The sequence below is a fragment of the Priestia megaterium genome, from assembly GCF_009497655.1.
GTDB lineage: Bacteria > Bacillota > Bacilli > Bacillales > Bacillaceae_H > Priestia > Priestia zanthoxyli.
Genome location: NZ_CP023317.1, coordinates 3847357 through 3866370, shown reverse-complemented (window position 1 = coordinate 3866370; position 19014 = coordinate 3847357). Strand labels below are relative to the sequence as shown.

Below are 19014 nucleotides of genomic sequence, written 5' to 3'. Positions count from 1 at the left end.
AACAAAGAAATGATGTTTGATCAGTTAAAAAACGGGGCACGCATTCGGGAACTTGCTGCAAAAGTAGAAAAGCAGATTAAGCCCGTACATGAGAAAATTGACGAGCGTATTGAAGCAAATCAATTTCGAGTGCTGCAAAGCTTTCAGCAAAACCGAGTGAGTGATTCACATTTTAATCCGACAACGGGGTATGGCTACGACGATCTAGGCCGCGATACGTTGGAGAAAGTATATGCGGACGTTTTTGGAACAGAAGCATGTCTAGTGCGTCCGCAAATTATTTCAGGCACGCATGCAATCGGCATTTCGCTGTTTGGTGTACTGCGTCCTGGAGATGAACTATTATATATAACCGGAAAGCCTTATGACACGCTTGAAGAAATCGTTGGCATACGAGGAAGCGGTGTAGGTTCTTTAAAAGAATATAACATTAGCTATAAATCAGTAGATTTAACTGAGGAAGGTCAAGTGGATTTTGAAGAAGTGAAAGCGTCTATTCATGAGCATACAAAGATGATAGGCATTCAGCGTTCAAAAGGGTACGGCATTCGTCCTTCTTTTACAGTCGCTCAAATAAAAGAAATGATTTCGTTTGTAAAGAGCATTAAGCCTGACGTTGTTGTATTTGTTGACAACTGCTACGGTGAATTTGTAGAAACAATCGAGCCAACGCATGTAGGAGCAGATTTGATGGCGGGGTCGCTTATTAAGAACCCTGGTGGAGGTCTCGCTAAAATCGGTGGCTATATTGCAGGACGAAAAGACCTAGTGGAAGCTTGTTCATACCGAATGACAACTCCTGGAATCGGTGCAGAAGCTGGAGCGACGCTGTATAGCTTGCAAGAAATGTATCAAGGGTTCTTCTTGGCGCCGCACGTAGTAGGTCAAGCCTTAAAAGGAGCGGTTTTCTCATCCGCTATGTTTGAAGAGCTTGGTATGCAAAGTGAACCGAAGTGGGACAGTGAACGAACAGATTTAATTCAATCCGTTCAGTTTGATGACCCCGATAAAATGGTGGCTTTTTGTCAGGCAATTCAATTCGCTTCGCCAATTAATTCACACGTAACGGCGTATCCTGCTTATATGCCAGGGTATGAAGATGATGTGATTATGGCAGCAGGAACGTTTATACAAGGAGCGAGCCTCGAGCTTACGGCAGATGGTCCTATCAGGCCGCCTTATGTCGCTTACGTGCAGGGCGGATTAACGTATGCTCATGTAAAAGTAGCAATATGCATGGCGGTAGATCAATTACTGACAAAAGAACTTTTATAAGATAGAAAGATTATTTCTCCCCGTTAAGAAGGAAAAAGATAAGCTATAAAAATAAACGAAGTGCTATTTATTTGTATAGAAAAAATGTTCAGAAAAATTTATGTTAGAATTACTAACATTCGGTTGACAGGTGAACTAACATAGCATACAATGTAAATAGTTAATCCAAAGGAGGAACTGAAATGAGTGACAACATTCGAAGAAATACGCCACTTTTCCCGATTGGAATTGTGATGCAGTTAACTGAGTTGTCTGCTCGCCAAATTCGCTACTATGAAGAACATGAATTAGTTGCACCGGTAAGAACAGAGGGAAATCGACGACTATTCTCATTTAACGATGTTGATAAGCTGCTTGAAATCCGCGATCTAATCGAACAAGGTGTAAACTTAGCAGGTGTAAAACAGCTGTTTCATCTTCAAAAGGAGCAAAAAGGGCATAAGCAAGAAGAAAAAGTTGTGGCAGAAACAGCAAAGCCAGAATTAACGGACGATGAGTTGCGAAAAATGCTTCGTGCAGAACTTATGCAAGCAGGCCGTTTTAATCGAGCAACTTTAAATCAAGGAGATATGTCCAGGTTCTTTCATTAATAAAGTTATCAATATTTATGCCGTTCGTATATGAGGGGTATAGATTATAAATATTATATAGAGATTTAGGGGAGGATCACACGATGGCAAAGTACACAAAAGAAGATATTTTCCGCAAAGTTCAAGAAGAGAATGTAAAGTATATTCGTCTTCAGTTCACTGACATTTTAGGAACAATTAAAAACGTTGAAATTCCAGTAAGTCAATTAGAAAAAGCGTTAGACAACAAAATGATGTTTGACGGTTCTTCTATTGAAGGGTTTGTACGTATTGAAGAATCAGATATGTACCTATTCCCGGATATTGATACATTTGTTATTTTCCCTTGGACATCTGAAAAAGGTAAAGTAGCACGTTTTATTTGTGACATCTACAATGCAGATAGAACTCCGTTTGATGGCGATCCACGTAATAACTTAAAACGTGTGTTAAAAGAGATGGAAGAGTTAGGATTTACTGATTTTAACCTTGGACCTGAGCCAGAGTTCTTCTTATTCAAATTAGACGAAAAAGGCGAACCTACATTAGAATTAAATGATAAAGGTGGCTACTTCGACTTAGCGCCAACTGACCTTGGTGAAAACTGCCGTCGTGACATCGTATTAGAGCTTGAAGAAATGGGCTTTGAAATTGAAGCATCTCACCATGAGGTAGCTCCTGGACAACACGAGATCGACTTCAAATATGCTGCTGCATTAAAAGCTTGTGATGATATCCAAACGTTCAAACTTGTTGTAAAAACAATTGCACGTAAACATGGCTTACATGCTACATTTATGCCAAAACCATTATTTGGTGTGAACGGTTCAGGTATGCACTGTAACGTTTCGTTATTCAAAGATGGCCAAAACGCATTTTATGATGAGAACGGTAATCTAGAGCTAAGTGATACTGCTCGTCAATTTATCGCAGGTATCATCAAGCACGCACACAGCTTTACAGCAGTAACAAATCCTACTGTAAACTCTTATAAGCGTCTAGTACCTGGATATGAGGCTCCTTGTTATGTTGCATGGTCTGCTCGCAACCGTAGCCCATTAATCCGTATCCCAGCTTCTCGCGGCGTAGGAACTCGTGTTGAAGTACGTAGCGTAGACCCAGCTGCTAACCCATATTTAGCAATGGCTGTTCTATTAAAAGCTGGTTTAGATGGAATCAAGAACAATCTTGAAGCTCCAAAACCTATTGATCGTAATATCTATGTAATGACAAAAGAAGAGCGTGTTGAAGAAGGTATCGTAGATTTACCTGCAACATTAGCTCAAGCTTTAGATAGCTTCCAATCAAACGAAGTGATGGTTTCTGCATTAGGTGAACACTTAGCAGAGCACTTCGTTGAAGCGAAAGAAATCGAGTGGGATATGTTCCGTACACAAGTTCATCCTTGGGAACGTGACCAATACATGAGCCAATATTAATTTTTAAAAGTCGGAGAGATCGTTTGTACGTTCTCTCCGACTTTTTTGTTTTTCACAATGAATAAATAACATTCTACATACGTAAATTGAATAATATAGCTTGTTTATAAAAAAGCTGCCTGTCGTATAATTTACAGGGAGCTTTTTTATTGTTTTGTTACATACAAGAAAGAATTTGTTTACATGAATCAAAAAGGATGAGCTTTTTGTCTCATTGAATCTATAAGTAAAAGTAGTGTATAACAGATAGTGAGATTGTTTATGTGTTCACTCTGCACTGTATTTCAGTATAACTTCAGAGAGTTTTCAGCCAATCATAGTATCGTTAGAAAATACTGTTGGAGAGGAATGTAATAAAAATGAAAGAAGGAAATTTCTTTAAAGGTTTAGTGATAGGGATATTGATAAGCATTCCAATTTGGATTATTCTCATTGTTGTAGGCGTTCTGCTTTTTAAATAGGTCCTAACGTTATAAATAATAGACCCTCCTGATCTATTTAATCAACCAGAATAGAATCTGGACCAAAAGTATGTTAGGAGGAGGGAACCGCACGATGAATTGTGCGGATTTTTTTATTGGTAGGATGAACGTAGATTTCATCTATTTAGTTGCTTCTAGAAGTTGATTGGAGGGCAGGCGAAGACTCCTGGGGGAAAAGCGGAATAGGTGAGACTCCGCAGTAGCGCACGCGACGAGGAGGCTCACCAGCCCCCCCGCGGAAAGCGAAGCCTTGCACGGAATTCAACAGCGATGTAACAAGCCATCCATACTAGCGCATTTATCCCATTTGTTCGTTTTGAGTTTGAAGTGATTTCGTTATGTCTCAATCTCCTTTTTTAGTAATTTTTCACTAAGTAGGCTAGTATACGTAGCACTTTTTTCCCTCATGCATATGTTAACAATAAGGAGGGACAAGTAATATGAAAAAAATTTATCTTGATGCAGGACATGGTGGGGCAGATGCAGGAGCAGTTGGAGCGAATGGACTGTATGAAAAAAACTTAGTGTTAAAAATTCAACAATATTTAATAAGCTATTTAAATAGCACTTACAGTGACTTTACGATTAAAACCACCCGTACCACAGATACTTTTTTATCGTTATCTCAGCGCGCTTCTCAAGCTAATTCGTGGGGGGCAGATGCATTTATGTCTATTCACGTAAATGCCGGTGGAGGAACAGGATACGAAGATTATGTTTATAGAAGCGCTAGCAATGCTAGTAAAACGTTTCAATCGATTGTGCACGGGCAAGTACAGCCAACGCTGCTGTCGTATAATCATCCGAATCGTGGACGAAAATCGGCCAATTATGCGGTGCTTCGCTTAACAAATATGCCTGCAGTACTAACTGAAATAGCTTTTATTGATAGGAGCGCCGATGCAGCACTTCTTCAAAATGAAGCTTTTTTAAAAAGCATGGGTGAATCGTATGCAAAAGGAATTGCCGTATATTTAAATTTACCTCGTCGTGCAGTTCCAAATCCATCGCCATCTCCAACACCGACACCAAATCCATCACCTTCTGAACCAGGTGAAAAAACGTATACAATTAAGCAAGGAGATACGCTGTACAGTATTGCACAGAAGTACGGCATAACAGTACAGGAGCTTCAAGAAGCGAATACAGGGCTTTCTGATCCTTTAACACTACAGGTTGGAAAAACAATTGTTATTCCTTCAGGAACTTCACCAACACCTACTCCAACACCACCTTCTGAACAATATCCACTTCCCAATGGAATTTTAAAACAAGGCGATTCTGGAGAAGCAGTGAAACAGCTTCAAAGAGCATTAAACGCGGTTAGTTTTAAAGTAGGGTCAGTAGACGGAATATATGGAGTACAAACGAAAGATGCAGTCAGACGTTTTCAGCTTGTGTATCTTCCTTATGATGTAGATGGCATTTATGGTCCTCAAACGAAAAACAAGCTAGCAGCCGTTTTAAAAGCAAAAAGTTAAAGAAAGCAGGTCTTCTGTAAGCAGGCAGAAGGCCTTTTGTTTTCCCCTTAAAAGCGCCTTAAGTACTATTTTATCGTTTACGTAAAATAATGCTTTACAAACCATTTGTACGGGAGTATATTATCTAAGAACAAAGGATAGTTATGAAAGAAACATGTTATCGATCATACTCTTTAACCGAAAATTATATTGACCTGTTATCGCTTAATTCGTCAGAAGTGGGGGACCCAAATTTGTGCATTGTCACTTGGGGTGAATCCTTTTTTTTAAAAGGTAGGGCTACTCTCATAGCCCGAATCCGACAGCTAACCCCATAAGCGTTTTGGAGAGGAGGTTTAAGCTGTGTAAAAACGCTGAGAACCCTTAGTGTTTTTTTTGTGCGCTTTTTTAACATAAAAAGGTATTTTTTAGGGATAATATCACTTATTCATGAACTTGTAACGGAGCTTAGCAACGAACAGTGAATAGTAGCTAAGCAATCATCGGAGGGAAATTACGTGAACTATTCAGTTCTCAAGAGATTATTGATTGGAAAGCCGCTCAAAACAAAAGAGTTAGGCGATCAAAAGCTTAGTAAGCTTAAAGCGCTGGCTATTTTATCATCAGATGCCTTATCTTCAGTGGCTTATGGAACAGAACAGATTTTGATTGTCCTTGCAACAGTGGGCGTGCTTGCCTATTGGTATTCGATTCCAATTGCGATTGGGGTATTGGTGCTGCTGACGGCTTTAATTCTTTCATATCGTCAAATTATTTATGCGTATCCGCAAGGCGGAGGAGCTTATATTGTTTCGAAAACCAATTTAGGAGAAAATCCTGGACTTATCGCTGGGGGATCACTGTTAGTAGATTATATTTTAACAGTTGCCGTGAGTGTTTCAGCAGGAACCGATGCTTTAACTTCGGCTTTTCCAACGCTGCATCACTATAACGTAGTAATTGCGTGTTTGCTGGTGATTTTTATTACGGTTTTAAATTTACGAGGTGTAACAGAATCCGCTTCTGTCTTAGCTTATCCGGTTTATTTATTTGTTATTGCTCTTATTTTGTTAATAGCGGTGGGCTTCTTCAAAATAGTGACAGGTCAAGTTTCACCTGAGCTTCATACATCTCTCGGTACCGTGGTGCCAGGTATTAGTTTGTTTTTATTATTAAAAGCTTTTTCATCAGGCTGTTCGGCATTGACTGGTGTAGAAGCTATTTCAAATGCAGTGCCTAACTTTAAAGATCCAGGTGCAAAAAATGCTGTTCATACATTAATGCTGATGGGCGGTATTTTAGCCGTTTTATTTTCTGGCATCACGTTTTTAGCTTATTGGCTTGGCATTTCTCCAAAAGCAGATGAAACGGTTGTATCACAAATTGCATCGAGTGTATTTGGACGAAATGGATTTTATTATTTTATTCAAGGTACCACAGCTCTGATTTTAGTGCTAGCGGCGAATACAGGTTTTTCAGCTTTCCCTTTGCTTGCCGTAAACTTATCGTCTGATAAATACATGCCAAGAATGTTTCAAATTCGCGGCGATCGACTAGGCTATTCAAATGGAATTGTGACCCTTGGAATTGCTTCTATTGTCTTACTTGTCGCCTTTAAAGGAGCGACGGAACAATTAATTCCTCTTTATGCAGTTGGAGTGTTCATTCCATTTACGCTTTCTCAAACAGGCATGATTGTCAAATGGCTTAGAGAAAAGCCGGCCGGCTGGCAAGGAAAGCTAACCATTAACTTAATTGGTGCCCTCATTACCTTAACGGTGCTAATCATTTTGTTTACAACGAAGTTTTCACAAGTATGGTCCGTGCTCGTTTTCTTACCGGTTATCGTTTATATTTTTCATCGCATTCATACGCATTATGAAGCGGTAGGAGAGCAGCTTCGTATTAAGCAAGGAGAAAAGATTGGAAAGCTTGAAGGAAGTGTGGTCATTGTTCCTGTAGCAGGAATGACAAAGGTAGTGGAAAATTCATTGAACTATGCAAGAACGATTGGTGATACCGTTATTGCGGTGCACGTTGCTTTTGACCGAGAAAGCGAAAAGAGAATGGAAGAGAAGTGGGAAAAGTGGCAGCCTGATATTCGTATTGTTACGTTTCATTCTCAATACCGCAGTCTTGTGCGTCCGCTGTTTCGATTCATCGATATGGCTGAAGAAAAAGCCCGTGAAAATAATATGGCTATTACGGTTGTTATTCCGCAGTTCATCACGAAAAAAAGCTGGCAAAACATCCTTCATAATCAGTCCAGTCTGCTGTTAAAAGCACATTTGCTTTACCGTAAAAACGTAATCGTTACAACGGTACCTTATCGTTTTAAAAAATAATGAAACATGACTAAAAACCTCCAACTTATATGTTGGAGGTTTTTAATTTTTAAATTCACATACACTAACCATAATTGAATCTCATCAAAGGCACAAACGGAGGGATTGCATGAGTGAATTAATTAAGTTATTGCGAAAAGGAAATAAATCGGCCATGATGGCCGCTATAGTTAATACCATTATATCCATTATTAAAGGGATTGCTTTTGCTTTAACGGGAAATGTAGCGATGTTTGCTGAAACGATGCACAGCTTAGGGGACGCAGCAAATCAGTTCTTTGTTTTTATAGGTTCAGCATTAAGCAAAAAAGCTCCGACCAAACGATTTCCAAACGGATTTGGACGATTGGTTAATCTCGTTTTATTAGGGGCGGTTCTTGTAGTAGGAATTATGGCATTTGAAACGATTAAAGAAGGGTATCATCATATTCTTCATCCGACGAAGTCTTCAGGCTTTATTTTAAATATTGCAGTACTTGGCATCTCGGTATTACTTGAGATGTTTGTCCTCTTTAAGGCAATGAAAGAAATTTTGCACGATGTCGGAATGAATACTGCAGAGGTCAATGTTTTTACGCAAAGCTTTGTTCATCTAAAGAAAGCAAAGCCAGCAACTAAGCTTGTTTTTATGGAAGATCTGGTAGCTACTGGAGGAGGCGTATTGGCTTTAATCGCCGTTTTTATTTCGCGGTTTACGCCTTTTCATCAAGCTGAAGGAATTGCTTCTATGCTAATTGGTCTTATGATGTTTTTTGTAGTAGGACGAGTATTTTTAGATAACGCTGCCGGAGCGCTTGGTGAAGCAGATAAAGAAATGGAAATGAAAATTGGCGCCATTGTTATGCAAGATGTACAAGTGCGTGATATTCAAACGTTAATGGTGATGAAAGAAGGAGAAGAGCTTCACGTTGAATTAAAAGTAGAAATTGATCCTTCTTTAACAGTAGCAGAAGCGGATGATATTAAAGATCGTCTCGAAAATCGTATTTTACAGGAAAAAGGAATAACGGATGTCATTATTGAATTTGATGAAGATGATGGAATTCCTGACTGGGTGACAAGCGATTTACAGCTTCAAAAAGAATAAAAAACAAGGAAGAAAACAGTTGTTTTCTTCCTTGTTTTTTTAGCTATATACTTTTTCACGCACGTTTTGAGAATCTGTTGAAGCCGCAGAAAAGTTAATAGTTTCACGTACAACGTAAATAGGTCTATTTTTACTTTCATCGTAAATTCTTGCGATGTATTGTCCCACTAGACCTAAACCAAGTAGCTGAATACCGCTAAAGAAAGTGATAGCTACCATAATCGAAGTCCAGCCAGGCTGAATATTTTCACCTATCAGCCAAACAACAATCGAATAACTTAAAACGAGAAGTGATACAAAAACTGATAACAAGCCAATAACCATTACTAAACGTAAAGGTTTCGTTGAAAACCCAATAATTCCATCTGAAGCAAACTTGATCATCTTTTTTAAAGGATATTTTGTTTCACCAGCAAAACGCTCATCGCGCTCATATTCTACATATGTTTGCCTGAAGCCGACCCAAGACATCATTCCTCTTACGAAACGATTGCGTTCAGTCATTTTTTTGAATACGTCCGCAACTTTTCGGTCGATAATACGAAAATCTCCCGTGTCTTTTGGGATTTCAATATCGGACATATAATTTAAAAAGCGATAAAAATACTTAGCCGTTGTCAATTTAAAAAAGGTCTCTCCGCTTCGCTTCTTGCGCTTTGCGTATACAATTTCATAGCCTTGCTGCCATTTAGCAATTAATTCAGGAATCATTTCAGGCGGATCCTGTAAGTCAGCATCAATAATTACGATAGCATCACCTTGAGCATAGTCAATACCTGCTGTGACGGCAGTTTGGTGCCCGAAATTACGGGCAAAATCAATAATTTTTACGTTAGAATCCATAGCTGCTACGTCCTTTAAGATTTCAATTGTTCGGTCTGTACTGCCGTCATTGACGAAAATGAATTCATAGTTAATGTGATTTTCATGCATGACGGAAAGCAAGCGATTATAGCATTCATTAGCTACTTCTTCTTCAAAATACATAGGTACCACGATTGAAATTAGTTCTTTCATGCTTTACCTCCTATCGAGTGATTGTTTGTGTGCTTAAACGTCCATATTTTATTAAGAAAAAAATTAAAAAACATTCCTATACAAGTAGACAACAGTTGTCCAATTATCGGATTAGCAGGTGTATAGTGTACAAGAAGGAATAAGCAAGATGTATTAATTGCTAAAGTAATAAGGTTTACGATGAAAAATTGAGCTAACATCCATTTATGTACAGTTGCTTGAAACACCCACGATTTGTTCCAATAGTAGCTGTTTATGACGCCAATGAAATAGGATAGTACGTTAGCCAATATATAATTCATATCAAAATGAATCAGTGCTAAGTAACTGATAATAGTGAGCAGGGTATTCATTATACCTACAAATCCGAATTTCAGGAATTTTATCACGGTTGCATAATCCCTTCCATTTAATTTATCTCTTCACATTTTGCCTGGGTCTTATTTTTAGTAAACCGTACTAGTAAATAAGATAGAATCACTGAAATACCAAACCCTTCGAGCAGCATAAAGCTTGGGAAAATAAAGAATCGATAGCGAGTTTGAATTTCAATAAGCAAGTGAATAAGAACGTATCCTATGATTAGTAATAAAAACAGTGTATACGGATATTTATCCTGCTTCTTCAGGAATAAACATATAAGTCCAATAATGGAAAGAATAGTAGTTGAAACGTAAATGATTCTTTCATAACTTTGAGCAGCACTAATTAATTTCTCTTTATTAAAAGGTACATCTTCTTGAGGAGTTAATGAAATACTCCAAAATGTAGATGCATCCGTTCCTCCCCACATATTCAGGAATTTAATGTGAAAGAGATCTAAAAGTTGCTCTTTATCTGCTACTCGCTCTTTAATTACTTCTTTTTCTGCTTCAGCTCGTTTTTCTCCAATTGGCATACCCATAAAACGACTAGCATCCTCTGAAGAATAAGAACCGCTTGTTTCATAATTAAAGCCAATAACGAATTTCCATAAAGGATCTCTGTTACTTAAAGGATATTTAGAAATACCGCTCGCTACAAAAGAGTAGTTGATCAGCGCATTTGCAATAAAAAAAGTAGCCAGTACGCCTACGAGGTTTTTTCCTATTTTCTTTCGACGAGTTTTTAACTCAGCAGCATCCTTCGCTTTAATGTAAGGTTGAAGAATTTGCAAGATGAAATAAATGAAAACAGCAACGATAATAATGGGTCCCAGAGGGCGCATTAAATTTCCTAACGACAATAGAAGACCAATATAAAGCCAGCTAAACTTGTTATGAGCAAATCTTTTTATAATAAGGTAAAAAGCTGCATAAAATAAAAAAGTAGCTAAATGCTGATTGGTTAACACTGAGCTGTAGAGAATGTTCGGAATGTAGAACGCATATAGGAAAGCTGCCATTCTCCCAGCAAGTTCGTTAAATACTTTAGCGCCAATTAGATAAATAAAAATAACGGTTCCAGTAGAATAAAAAATATTTAACAATTTTAATGTAAAAATGCTATCTCCAAAACAGCGAATAACAATAGATTCATAGAATGAAAAGCCTAGCTGATATACCCATGTAGTGAAATAAACGCTTTGGTTAAATTCATAATTTCCTTTTGCGATATTACGTGCGGCATCTAACATGACAAGAAAGTCAGATTTTACAGGTGTTTGAACAGAAAGCATCCATGCTAATCGAACACCTAAGGTCAAAACAATCAGTGAAATAAAAAAAACAGTTTTGTTCATGTATCTACTTGCAATAGCTATTAGAAAAATGACAAGGAAAGTGATACATATTCCTTCAATAATAAATGAATTACTTAAAGCCAAGCCTTTTAAGTCCAATGAATTTGTCATCGCACTATAACTGCCCCATAGAGACCATGTAAGAATCATGACACATAAAAGAATCAGGCTTTTGGATAAAAATGAGTTAAGCATATTACCTCCTGCAAATTATTTCAAAGATAAGGTACAAAATTCCTACCCTATGATACCATATTTTATTATTTTGTATATATTTTTCTTATAGAGTATAATGTTAGATTGTTCTGAAATTACAACAGCGGCACAACGTGTAATAAAAGGTTCAGTGGAGTAGGCAGTGATTTAGTAATAGATAAAAGAGGTTGGGAAAAAAGGATTTTAGTCGAAGCGAAAAACGAACCATTAATCATCATGTTTGATTAGTGGTTCGTTTTTTATGGTGCACGTAGGTTTCATTTGTTTAGTTCTTTCCAGCAGTTGATTGGAGGGCAAGACGAAGACTCCTGCGGGAAAAGCGGAAGGGGTGAGACCCCGCAGGAGCGCAAGCGACGAGGAGGCTCACCGGCCGCCCGCGGAAAGCGAAGTCTTGCACGGAAATCAACTGCGATGTCACAAGCAATCCCTGCTAGCTTATTTATTTCATTTGTTTCCCTTTAGACTTGCTTGGTTTAGTTATGTCTCAATCTCTTCTTTTTTATAATGTATTTTCTGATGCGAACAGCTTTTATGTTTTAAATCGATCTTTTAATAAATTCCATAGGGAACTCACTCCGAGACTAATGCTGATCAGAATTCCTGATAAAGCTACTATTAAAGCGATATATTCAAAGATAGAAAACTGCTTCATACTATCCCAATTGATGTTTCCCTTTAGCTTGCTAATAACTAAATTCATTCCGTAAATACCGGAAAGAACGGTATAAATCGTTAAAATTAATAATAAGTAATTGTGACGCTTGGCCGCGATTTTCTCTTGATTTTGATACAAAGTACCAAGGGTTTCTTTGACTTCTTGATAAAGAGAATTGATGTGGAAGATTTTTTTAAAGAGCTCAGAAAACTCTTGACCTTCCGTGCGAGAGCTAATTTCTAAAAATAAATATTTACCTGAAAATACAGTAATAGAGCGAATTAGTCGCTCGATGCCCTCTGAATTTTTATGAAACGTGAGCTGAGAATACTCATAGGATAGTTTTAGCAACACGATTTTATAGAAAAAATGCAAAAATAAATTATAGTAATGTTGGCCAAATAGATGATTCATCAAAAGCTGATCCGTTTTAGAGTCTGTCGATTTAGAAATACACGAAAACACATGGTCTGTTATAACGTAATAGGTTTCAGGAGCCCATCTGGAATACACGTGTTTGGTATTATACGTTTTAATATACTCATGGTTGTGTGCAGAGATAAACGGTTTCCCGTCAGGCGTATAGCTATTTAGCTGCCCAGTACGAAATAAAGTTGTGGAGTTAATCTCTTGCTCTTGATTTACCGTTACATAACTTAATACAAACATCCGTTCATCGATAAAATAAGGAAGACTCCCGACGTGCTGTTCACGCGTCGCTTCTTTTTTGATGTGTTCGTTCAAAAATGGCGCGAGCTGTGAAAAAATATAATCCTGTACTTTGCTATAGCGATGATGTTCATAGGTAATGGTGGATCCATGCTCTTCAGCAAGCTTCGGTTCTAATACACGAAAATGATTCATGAATTCTAAAATGTCATCATAGGTGTAATGATTATGACTCATCTCAGTGCGAATGGTCATGACGCCAATTTCAAAAGGACATAAAAAAACATCCACAGACAGCACGTTGCTAGACACGGTGGTGGAGGAAGTTTGTAGCGTAACGGTATGGTCTATTTTTTTTGAAAATCGAAGCAAGCCTTCTTTTTCGCACGAATCAGGAAATAGAATACATTCAATGTAAGGAAGAAAATATTGATCCAAGCTATCATGAGATACGTAATACTGTTCTCCGTAGTATTCTTTTTCTACATGTTTGTTTTGAATGGAAAAAAACTCAAACATATTTGCTTCTAGTGCATGAACAAGCTGCTCTTTATTTTTTCGATCAAAGGAAAAAGGAAAAAGAAACATGTTCATTGCTTTGGTAGGCATAATAGTTTGAAATGGTTCTGTTTTCCTTGGTGTATTGGTCATAAACTACATCCTTCTTATAGTCGGTTGTATTTTTTTTGAGAGTCGAAAAAATGCAGACAGAAAGTAAAAGGTAAAACAGGCTTTATAAAAACCGCTCTACCTGCCTGTAATGATTCGACGTATCATTTATAATATGCCAATTTTTTTAGAAAACAAACGTAAAAAACCAACTAACATCATGATTAGTTGGTTTTACATACAGTGTGTGATTAGTGAATCGTGCGATATACACCAGTGACTTTTCCTAAAATCGTTACGTGGCGAAGAATAATAGGCGCCATCGTTGAATTTTCAGGCTGTAAACGAACGAAATTTTCTTCTTTAAAGAAACGTTTTACCGTTGCTTCGTTGTCCTCGGTCATAGCGACCACAATATCTCCGTTATTAGCAGTTTGCTGCTGACGTACGATTACCATATCGCCATCTAGAATACCTGCTTCAATCATACTTTCTCCCATAATTTCAAGCATAAATACATGATCATCTGGAGAAACGAATTTATCTGGAAGAGGGAAATATTCTTCCACATTTTCAACGGCTGTTATAGGAAGACCCGCTGTTACTTTACCGATAACAGGAACATTAATGACATTGCTTTTAGGGATGTTTACTTCGTCTAGTTGAAGAACTTCGATTGCTCTTGGTTTTGTTGGATCTCTGCGAATTAACCCTTTACTTTCTAAACGAGCTAAATGCCCGTGTACAGTGGAGCTAGAGGCTAATCCCACCGCTTCCCCAATCTCACGAACAGAAGGCGGATAACCTTTTAATTTTACTTCGTGCTTAATAAAATCTAGTATGTCTTGTTGACGTTTTGATAGCTTCATATTTTTCACCTCGATTTTAGCTATTCTTTAGGTGAATTATACCACGTGATGTGTCAATATACAAACATAAGTTCGAAGAATTCCATTGACAGAAACAAATGTTCTCAATAAAATAAGAACATATATTCTGATAGGGGGATCATAATATGCACCAATTCTTACATTCTATGAAACATTACGCTATTTTTTTTGCAGTTATCGCTGCACTTACATATGTATTGACGCTGGTTTTAGGAGCGGATAAAGTAGATTTAGACAAATATTCAACGGTTACTATTACAAAAGGAGATACGCTTTGGGACTTGTCCAACAAGTATCATAATCACCATCATTTGACCACCAATGAATTTGTCAAATGGGTTGAAGACGTCAATGATCTAAACTCAGACACTGCCCAGTCTTTATCTCCTGGAGATAAATTATATATTCCTGTTTTAAAAAAAGAGTTACATAATCAAGTGGCAATTGAACAGTAGTGTGTAACGGCCGTTCCTGAATATTGTTAGAAGCCGAAAAGGTCGTGATAAAAGTGGACGCCATTATTTATTGCCGTGTAAGTACGGATAAAAAAACCCAAGAAACATCTTTACAGCGCCAGCAAGAAGAATTAAAAAAGCTTGCTGATCTTCACCATCTAAACGTAAAAAAAGTCGTAATGGAAAAAGCAAGCGGATATGACGTAGACAGAGAGGGTATATTGGATGTTCTTCATACAATGAAAGAAGAAAAAATATCTGTGCTGCTCATTCAAGACGAAACGCGATTAGGCAGAGGAAATGCCCGAATTGCGCTTCTTCATGCTTTTCATAAAGAAAATGCTACGATCTATACGATTAGTCATCAAGGTCAGCTTCAGCTTTCAGAATCTGATTCGATGGTGTTAGATATTATTAGCTTAGTGGAAGAGCATCAGCGGAAATTACATAACGCTAAAATTAAAAGAGGAATGAAAAGAGCCGTAGAAAACGGTTATCGTCCGCAGCAAAATTTAAAAAATCAAGGAGTTAACTCAGGAAGAGAAAAAAAAGAAGCGCCGATTGAAGAAATTGTCCGCCTTCGTCATAACGGCTTAACCTTTGCTGAAATTTCAGTTACGCTAAAAGGTTTTGGTTATAATATTTCAAAAGCAACGGTACATCGTCGCTATCAAGAGTATCAAGAGAGTGCTCAATCTCTTGATAAAACGAAAGAGATTTAGTAAGATGACTACATGTTGCCGGAACGGTTCGGTAATTTTAATTATTGATTATAAGGAGATAGGTTTTATATGCTATCAAAAGATAAACTTGCTCGTATTAATGCTCTTTCAAAAAAGGCAAAGGCTGAAGGTCTGACAGAATCTGAAGCGAAAGAACAGCAAGAGCTACGTCAGGAATATTTAAAAGTTTTCCGACAATCTATGACAAACCACCTTCATACGATTAAAGTTGTGGACGAGGAAGGTAAAGATGTTACGCCTAAGAAGTTAAAAGAGAGCAAAAAGAAGCGTCTTCACTAAGACGTTCTAGTAAAACTAGAGGGAGAGTTCCCTCTAGTTTTTTGTATATTTTTAATAAGGCACACAAAAACTGTAAAAGTGGAAATTTTTTTGGTTCAAGTATTGTACAAATAAGCAAATCATTAGTATGATAACATATGTACATAGTTTTGAAAGGAATGAAGAGTATGACACAACGTATTGAAGATCTTTCGATTGCAACAATTCGTACTTTATCAATCGATGCGATTGAGAAAGCAAATTCAGGTCACCCAGGTATGCCAATGGGAGCTGCTCCAATGGCATATACATTGTGGACAAAATTTATGAACATCAATCCAAAGAATCCAAACTGGTTCAACCGTGACCGCTTTGTATTATCAGCAGGACACGGATCGGCACTATTATACAGCTTGCTTCATTTAGCTGGATATGACTTATCAATTGAAGACCTTAAAAACTTCCGTCAATGGGGAAGCAAAACACCAGGTCATCCAGAGTTCGGTCATACAGCAGGTGTTGATGCAACAACTGGTCCACTAGGACAAGGTATTGCAATGGCTGTTGGTAAAGCAATGGCAGAACGTCATTTAGCTGAAACATACAACAAAGAAGGTTTAGAAATTGTAGACCACTTTACGTATGGTATTTGTGGTGACGGAGACTTAATGGAAGGTGTATCTGCTGAAGCAGCTTCATTAGCGGCACACTTAAAATTAGGACGCTTAGTTGTTTTATACGATTCAAATGATATTTCTTTAGACGGAGATTTAGATCGCTCGTTCTCTGAGAACGTAGAAGATCGTTTCAAGGCTTACGGATGGCAAGTAATTCGCGTTGAAGACGGCAATGACTTGACAGCGATTGCAAACGCAATTGAAGAAGCAAAAGGCGATTTAACACGCCCAACGCTAATTGAAGTAAAAACAACAATCGGATTTGGTTCTCCAAACCACGCGGGTACTTCTGGCGTGCACGGTTCTCCATTAGGTTCCGATGAAACAAAATTAACAAAAGAAGCTTATGCATGGACATTTGAAGAAGATTTCTATGTGCCAGAAGAAGTGTATGCTCACTTCAAAGCTACAATTGCTGAAGATGGCCAAAAGAAAGAAAACGAATGGAACGATGTATTTGCACAGTATAAAGAAAAATATCCTGAACTAGGTCGTCAATTTGAACTAGCAGTAGAAGGAAAGTTACCGGAAGGCTGGGAAGAAACGCTTCCAGCATACGAAACGGGTTCAAGCTTAGCTAGCCGTGCTTCTTCTGGAGAAGTATTAAACGCAGTAGCACAAGCTGTACCTCAATTCTTCGGCGGTTCAGCTGACTTAGCTGGGTCAAATAAAACAATGATTAAAGGTTCAGAAGACTTCACTGCAGCTGATTACAGCGGACGTAATATTTGGTTCGGTGTACGTGAATTTGCAATGGGAGCTGCATTAAACGGTATGGCTCTACACGGCGGTGTAAAAGTATTCGGAGGAACATTCTTTGTATTCTCTGATTATCTTCGCCCAGCAATTCGCTTAGCAGCTTTAATGAAGCTTCCTGTAACATATGTATTCACACATGACAGTATCGCAGTTGGAGAAGACGGCCCAACACATGAGCCAATTGAACAATTGCCATCACTTCGTGCAATGCCAGGTCTTTCAGTGGTTCGTCCTGCAGATGCAAATGAAACAGCTGCTGCATGGCGCTTAGCATTAGAATCAACTGACCGCCCAACGGCGCTTGTATTGACTCGTCAAAACTTGCCAACGCTTGAAGGTACAAAAGAAAATGCATACGAAGGCGTGTCTAAAGGCGCGTACGTTGTATCTAAAGCTGGTAAAGACCAAGCGGATGCATTAATACTTGCAACAGGCTCTGAAGTAAGCCTAGCAGTAGAAGCACAAAAAGCATTAGCTGCAGAAGGCATTGATGTATCTGTAGTAAGTATGCCTGCATGGGATCGTTTCGAAGAGCAATCTGCTGAGTACAAAGAAAGTGTTATCCCTAAATCAGTGAAAAAACGTTTAGGTATTGAAATGGCTTCTACACTTGGCTGGGAACGCTATGTTGGAGACGAGGGACAAGTTCTTGGTATTAATCACTTCGGTGCATCTGCTCCTGGTGAAACAATCATGAAAGAATTTGGTTTTACAGTTGAAAATGTAGTAGCAAAAGTGAAAAGCTTGCTTAATGCATAATTCTTTTTCACAAGAAAGAGCAGACTCCTATGGTCTGCTCTTTTTTTTCGACAAAAAAACAAAGAAATTTTTTCATCGATAGACAAGCATTGCGTACACCATTCGGTATAATGGTACAAAAAAGAACGAGCCGAAAGGGAGGATGAATCGTGAGAACGTATGAAGTATATTTAATGGAGGAAGAAGTTGCATCATCCTATTTTCGAAGAGAAAAGCTCATTTATCAGCTGCTGATTGAATATAAAATGAAACGTCACTTGCAGGAAACGCATTTACAAAAACAAGTTCATTACATTACTCGCCAACTGCCCAATTCATTTATTCAACGAGAATTACTTCAGGCGTTTTCTCATTATCCTCATTTTTTTACTCATCAAGAGACGTTTGTGCTGGAATATCCTCATAAAAAAAGTCGAGCATCTATAAAATTAACGAATCGCTGTATAACAATTGAAGGAGATGGCAATGTTGATGCTGAGACAGCTTTTTTTGAAGTATTACGCAAGCTAGATCCTTGTTTTTTAGCAGTGAATTATGGAACGGATGAATACGGCTGGCTGAGGCCTGTGAAAACAAGAAAATTTGTGTAATTATTTAAGGAAATTGGAACGGAAATATTGTATAATAGCGTATGGTCTAGTACACTGTAAGTTAGACAACACGAAGGAGGAAGTAATACCATGGGAATGTATATTCTAGTTGGTGTTCTAGCATTAATTGTTGGGATAGCGCTAGGATTTTTCATTGCTCGTAAGTATATGATGAGCTATCTGAAGAAAAATCCACCAATTAATGAACAAATGTTAAAAATGATGATGATGCAAATGGGCATGAAACCATCGCAGAAAAAAATTAACCAAATGATGAAAGCAATGAACGGCCAAATTAAATAATGGTTAATTGGACAGACACTCTCTATTCAGAAGGGTG

18 protein-coding genes and 1 riboswitch are annotated in these 19014 nt (G+C 37.9%); of the genes, 13 read left to right on the top strand and 5 right to left on the bottom strand.

Annotated elements, in window-relative coordinates:
- Window positions 1–12 precede the first annotated feature (12 nt).
- From CEQ83_RS19810 to CEQ83_RS19785, 6 genes are all read left to right on the top strand, one after another.
- Window positions 13–1275, top strand: coding sequence for a methionine gamma-lyase family protein (locus CEQ83_RS19810; RefSeq protein WP_028411374.1), 1263 nt, complete (start codon window positions 13–15; stop codon window positions 1273–1275).
- Between the two features lie 182 nt (window positions 1276–1457).
- Entirely contained in the window at window positions 1458–1865 is a 408-nt protein-coding gene (locus tag CEQ83_RS19805; protein WP_014458504.1) for a MerR family transcriptional regulator, read from the top strand.
- A gap of 83 nt (window positions 1866–1948) precedes the next feature.
- Window positions 1949–3283, top strand: coding sequence for a type I glutamate--ammonia ligase (gene glnA, locus CEQ83_RS19800; protein ID WP_013084732.1), 1335 nt, complete (start codon window positions 1949–1951; stop codon window positions 3281–3283).
- Window positions 3284–4205: 922 nt separating this feature from the next.
- Window positions 4206–5246 carry an N-acetylmuramoyl-L-alanine amidase gene (locus tag CEQ83_RS19795; protein ID WP_028411373.1) on the top strand — a complete coding sequence of 347 codons (1041 nt, stop codon included), beginning with the start codon at window positions 4206–4208 and terminating at the stop codon, window positions 5244–5246.
- A 191-nt stretch (window positions 5247–5437) separates the two neighbouring features.
- Window positions 5438–5581: riboswitch (cyclic di-AMP (ydaO/yuaA leader) on the top strand.
- Between the two features lie 162 nt (window positions 5582–5743).
- Window positions 5744–7570, top strand: a complete 1827-nt coding sequence (locus CEQ83_RS19790) for an APC family permease (protein ID WP_028411372.1) — start codon at window positions 5744–5746, stop codon at window positions 7568–7570.
- 109 nt (window positions 7571–7679) lie between these two features.
- Window positions 7680–8657 carry a cation diffusion facilitator family transporter gene (locus CEQ83_RS19785; RefSeq protein WP_028411371.1) on the top strand — a complete coding sequence of 326 codons (978 nt, stop codon included), beginning with the start codon at window positions 7680–7682 and terminating at the stop codon, window positions 8655–8657.
- 39 nt (window positions 8658–8696) lie between these two features.
- Here the strand turns inward: CEQ83_RS19785 and CEQ83_RS19780 are convergent, their stop codons facing one another.
- Genes CEQ83_RS19780 through CEQ83_RS19770 form a run of 3 tightly spaced genes read right to left on the bottom strand, consistent with a single transcriptional unit; the run spans window position 8697 to window position 11589 of the window.
- Window positions 8697–9674, bottom strand: coding sequence for a glycosyltransferase family 2 protein (locus CEQ83_RS19780; protein WP_155017477.1), 978 nt, complete (start codon window positions 9672–9674; stop codon window positions 8697–8699).
- Complete coding sequence (locus CEQ83_RS19775; RefSeq protein WP_028411369.1) at window positions 9671–10063, bottom strand: GtrA family protein; 393 nt, start codon at window positions 10061–10063, stop codon at window positions 9671–9673. The genes CEQ83_RS19780 and CEQ83_RS19775 overlap by 4 nt, the downstream gene beginning before the upstream one ends.
- 20 nt (window positions 10064–10083) lie before the next feature.
- On the bottom strand, window positions 10084–11589 hold the full coding sequence (locus CEQ83_RS19770; protein WP_028411368.1) for an ArnT family glycosyltransferase: 1506 nt from the start codon (window positions 11587–11589) through the stop codon (window positions 10084–10086).
- A 282-nt stretch (window positions 11590–11871) separates the two neighbouring features.
- Between CEQ83_RS19770 and CEQ83_RS19765 the strand changes: the two genes are divergently transcribed.
- Window positions 11872–12072, top strand: a complete 201-nt coding sequence (locus tag CEQ83_RS19765) for a hypothetical protein (RefSeq protein WP_223546232.1) — start codon at window positions 11872–11874, stop codon at window positions 12070–12072.
- 67 nt (window positions 12073–12139) lie between these two features.
- On the opposite strand, the gene CEQ83_RS19760 is transcribed toward CEQ83_RS19765, so the two are convergent.
- Window positions 12140–13585 carry a magnesium transporter CorA family protein gene (locus CEQ83_RS19760; RefSeq protein WP_034270839.1) on the bottom strand — a complete coding sequence of 482 codons (1446 nt, stop codon included), beginning with the start codon at window positions 13583–13585 and terminating at the stop codon, window positions 12140–12142.
- Between the two features lie 209 nt (window positions 13586–13794).
- Window positions 13795–14412 (bottom strand): transcriptional repressor LexA, encoded by a 618-nt coding sequence (gene lexA, locus CEQ83_RS19755; RefSeq protein ID WP_013058778.1) that lies wholly within the window; start codon window positions 14410–14412, stop codon window positions 13795–13797.
- Between the two features lie 146 nt (window positions 14413–14558).
- On the opposite strand from lexA, the gene yneA reads away from it, so the two are divergent.
- The 6 genes from yneA to CEQ83_RS19725 all read left to right on the top strand — a co-directional run bounded on the left by yneA (window position 14559) and on the right by CEQ83_RS19725 (window position 18977).
- Window positions 14559–14888, top strand: a complete 330-nt coding sequence (yneA, locus tag CEQ83_RS19750; protein WP_028411366.1) for a cell division suppressor protein YneA — start codon at window positions 14559–14561, stop codon at window positions 14886–14888.
- Between the two features lie 53 nt (window positions 14889–14941).
- A complete protein-coding gene (locus CEQ83_RS19745; RefSeq protein ID WP_028411365.1) occupies window positions 14942–15610 on the top strand; it encodes a YneB family resolvase-like protein in 669 nt (222 codons plus the stop codon).
- Window positions 15611–15679: 69 nt separating this feature from the next.
- Window positions 15680–15910 (top strand): DUF896 domain-containing protein, encoded by a 231-nt coding sequence (locus CEQ83_RS19740; protein WP_013058775.1) that lies wholly within the window; start codon window positions 15680–15682, stop codon window positions 15908–15910.
- Window positions 15911–16077: 167 nt separating this feature from the next.
- Window positions 16078–18084 carry a transketolase gene (tkt, locus tag CEQ83_RS19735; protein ID WP_013058774.1) on the top strand — a complete coding sequence of 669 codons (2007 nt, stop codon included), beginning with the start codon at window positions 16078–16080 and terminating at the stop codon, window positions 18082–18084.
- A 149-nt stretch (window positions 18085–18233) separates the two neighbouring features.
- Window positions 18234–18674 (top strand): sporulation inhibitor of replication protein SirA, encoded by a 441-nt coding sequence (gene sirA / locus CEQ83_RS19730; RefSeq protein WP_028411364.1) that lies wholly within the window; start codon window positions 18234–18236, stop codon window positions 18672–18674.
- 90 nt (window positions 18675–18764) lie between these two features.
- Window positions 18765–18977, top strand: coding sequence for a YneF family protein (locus CEQ83_RS19725; RefSeq protein ID WP_013058772.1), 213 nt, complete (start codon window positions 18765–18767; stop codon window positions 18975–18977).
- Window positions 18978–19014: the final 37 nt, after the last annotated feature.

Excerpts from the sequence above, each read along its gene's own strand:
- CEQ83_RS19725 (WP_013058772.1), top strand. The coding sequence starts at position 18,765 with ATGGGAATGTATATTCTAGTTGGTGTTCTAGCATTAATTGTTGGGATA.
- CEQ83_RS19785 (WP_028411371.1), top strand. The coding sequence starts at position 7,680 with ATGAGTGAATTAATTAAGTTATTGCGAAAAGGAAATAAATCGGCCATG.
- CEQ83_RS19795 (WP_028411373.1), top strand. The coding sequence starts at position 4,206 with ATGAAAAAAATTTATCTTGATGCAGGACATGGTGGGGCAGATGCAGGA.
- glnA (WP_013084732.1), top strand. The coding sequence starts at position 1,949 with ATGGCAAAGTACACAAAAGAAGATATTTTCCGCAAAGTTCAAGAAGAG.
- CEQ83_RS19805 (WP_014458504.1), top strand. The coding sequence starts at position 1,458 with ATGAGTGACAACATTCGAAGAAATACGCCACTTTTCCCGATTGGAATT.
- lexA (WP_013058778.1), bottom strand. The coding sequence starts at position 14,412 with ATGAAGCTATCAAAACGTCAACAAGACATACTAGATTTTATTAAGCAC.
- CEQ83_RS19770 (WP_028411368.1), bottom strand. The coding sequence starts at position 11,589 with ATGCTTAACTCATTTTTATCCAAAAGCCTGATTCTTTTATGTGTCATG.
- CEQ83_RS19760 (WP_034270839.1), bottom strand. The coding sequence starts at position 13,585 with ATGACCAATACACCAAGGAAAACAGAACCATTTCAAACTATTATGCCT.
- CEQ83_RS19780 (WP_155017477.1), bottom strand. The coding sequence starts at position 9,674 with ATGAAAGAACTAATTTCAATCGTGGTACCTATGTATTTTGAAGAAGAA.
- tkt (WP_013058774.1), top strand. The coding sequence starts at position 16,078 with ATGACACAACGTATTGAAGATCTTTCGATTGCAACAATTCGTACTTTA.
- yneA (WP_028411366.1), top strand. The coding sequence starts at position 14,559 with ATGCACCAATTCTTACATTCTATGAAACATTACGCTATTTTTTTTGCA.
- CEQ83_RS19740 (WP_013058775.1), top strand. The coding sequence starts at position 15,680 with ATGCTATCAAAAGATAAACTTGCTCGTATTAATGCTCTTTCAAAAAAG.
- CEQ83_RS19810 (WP_028411374.1), top strand. The coding sequence starts at position 13 with ATGTTTGATCAGTTAAAAAACGGGGCACGCATTCGGGAACTTGCTGCA.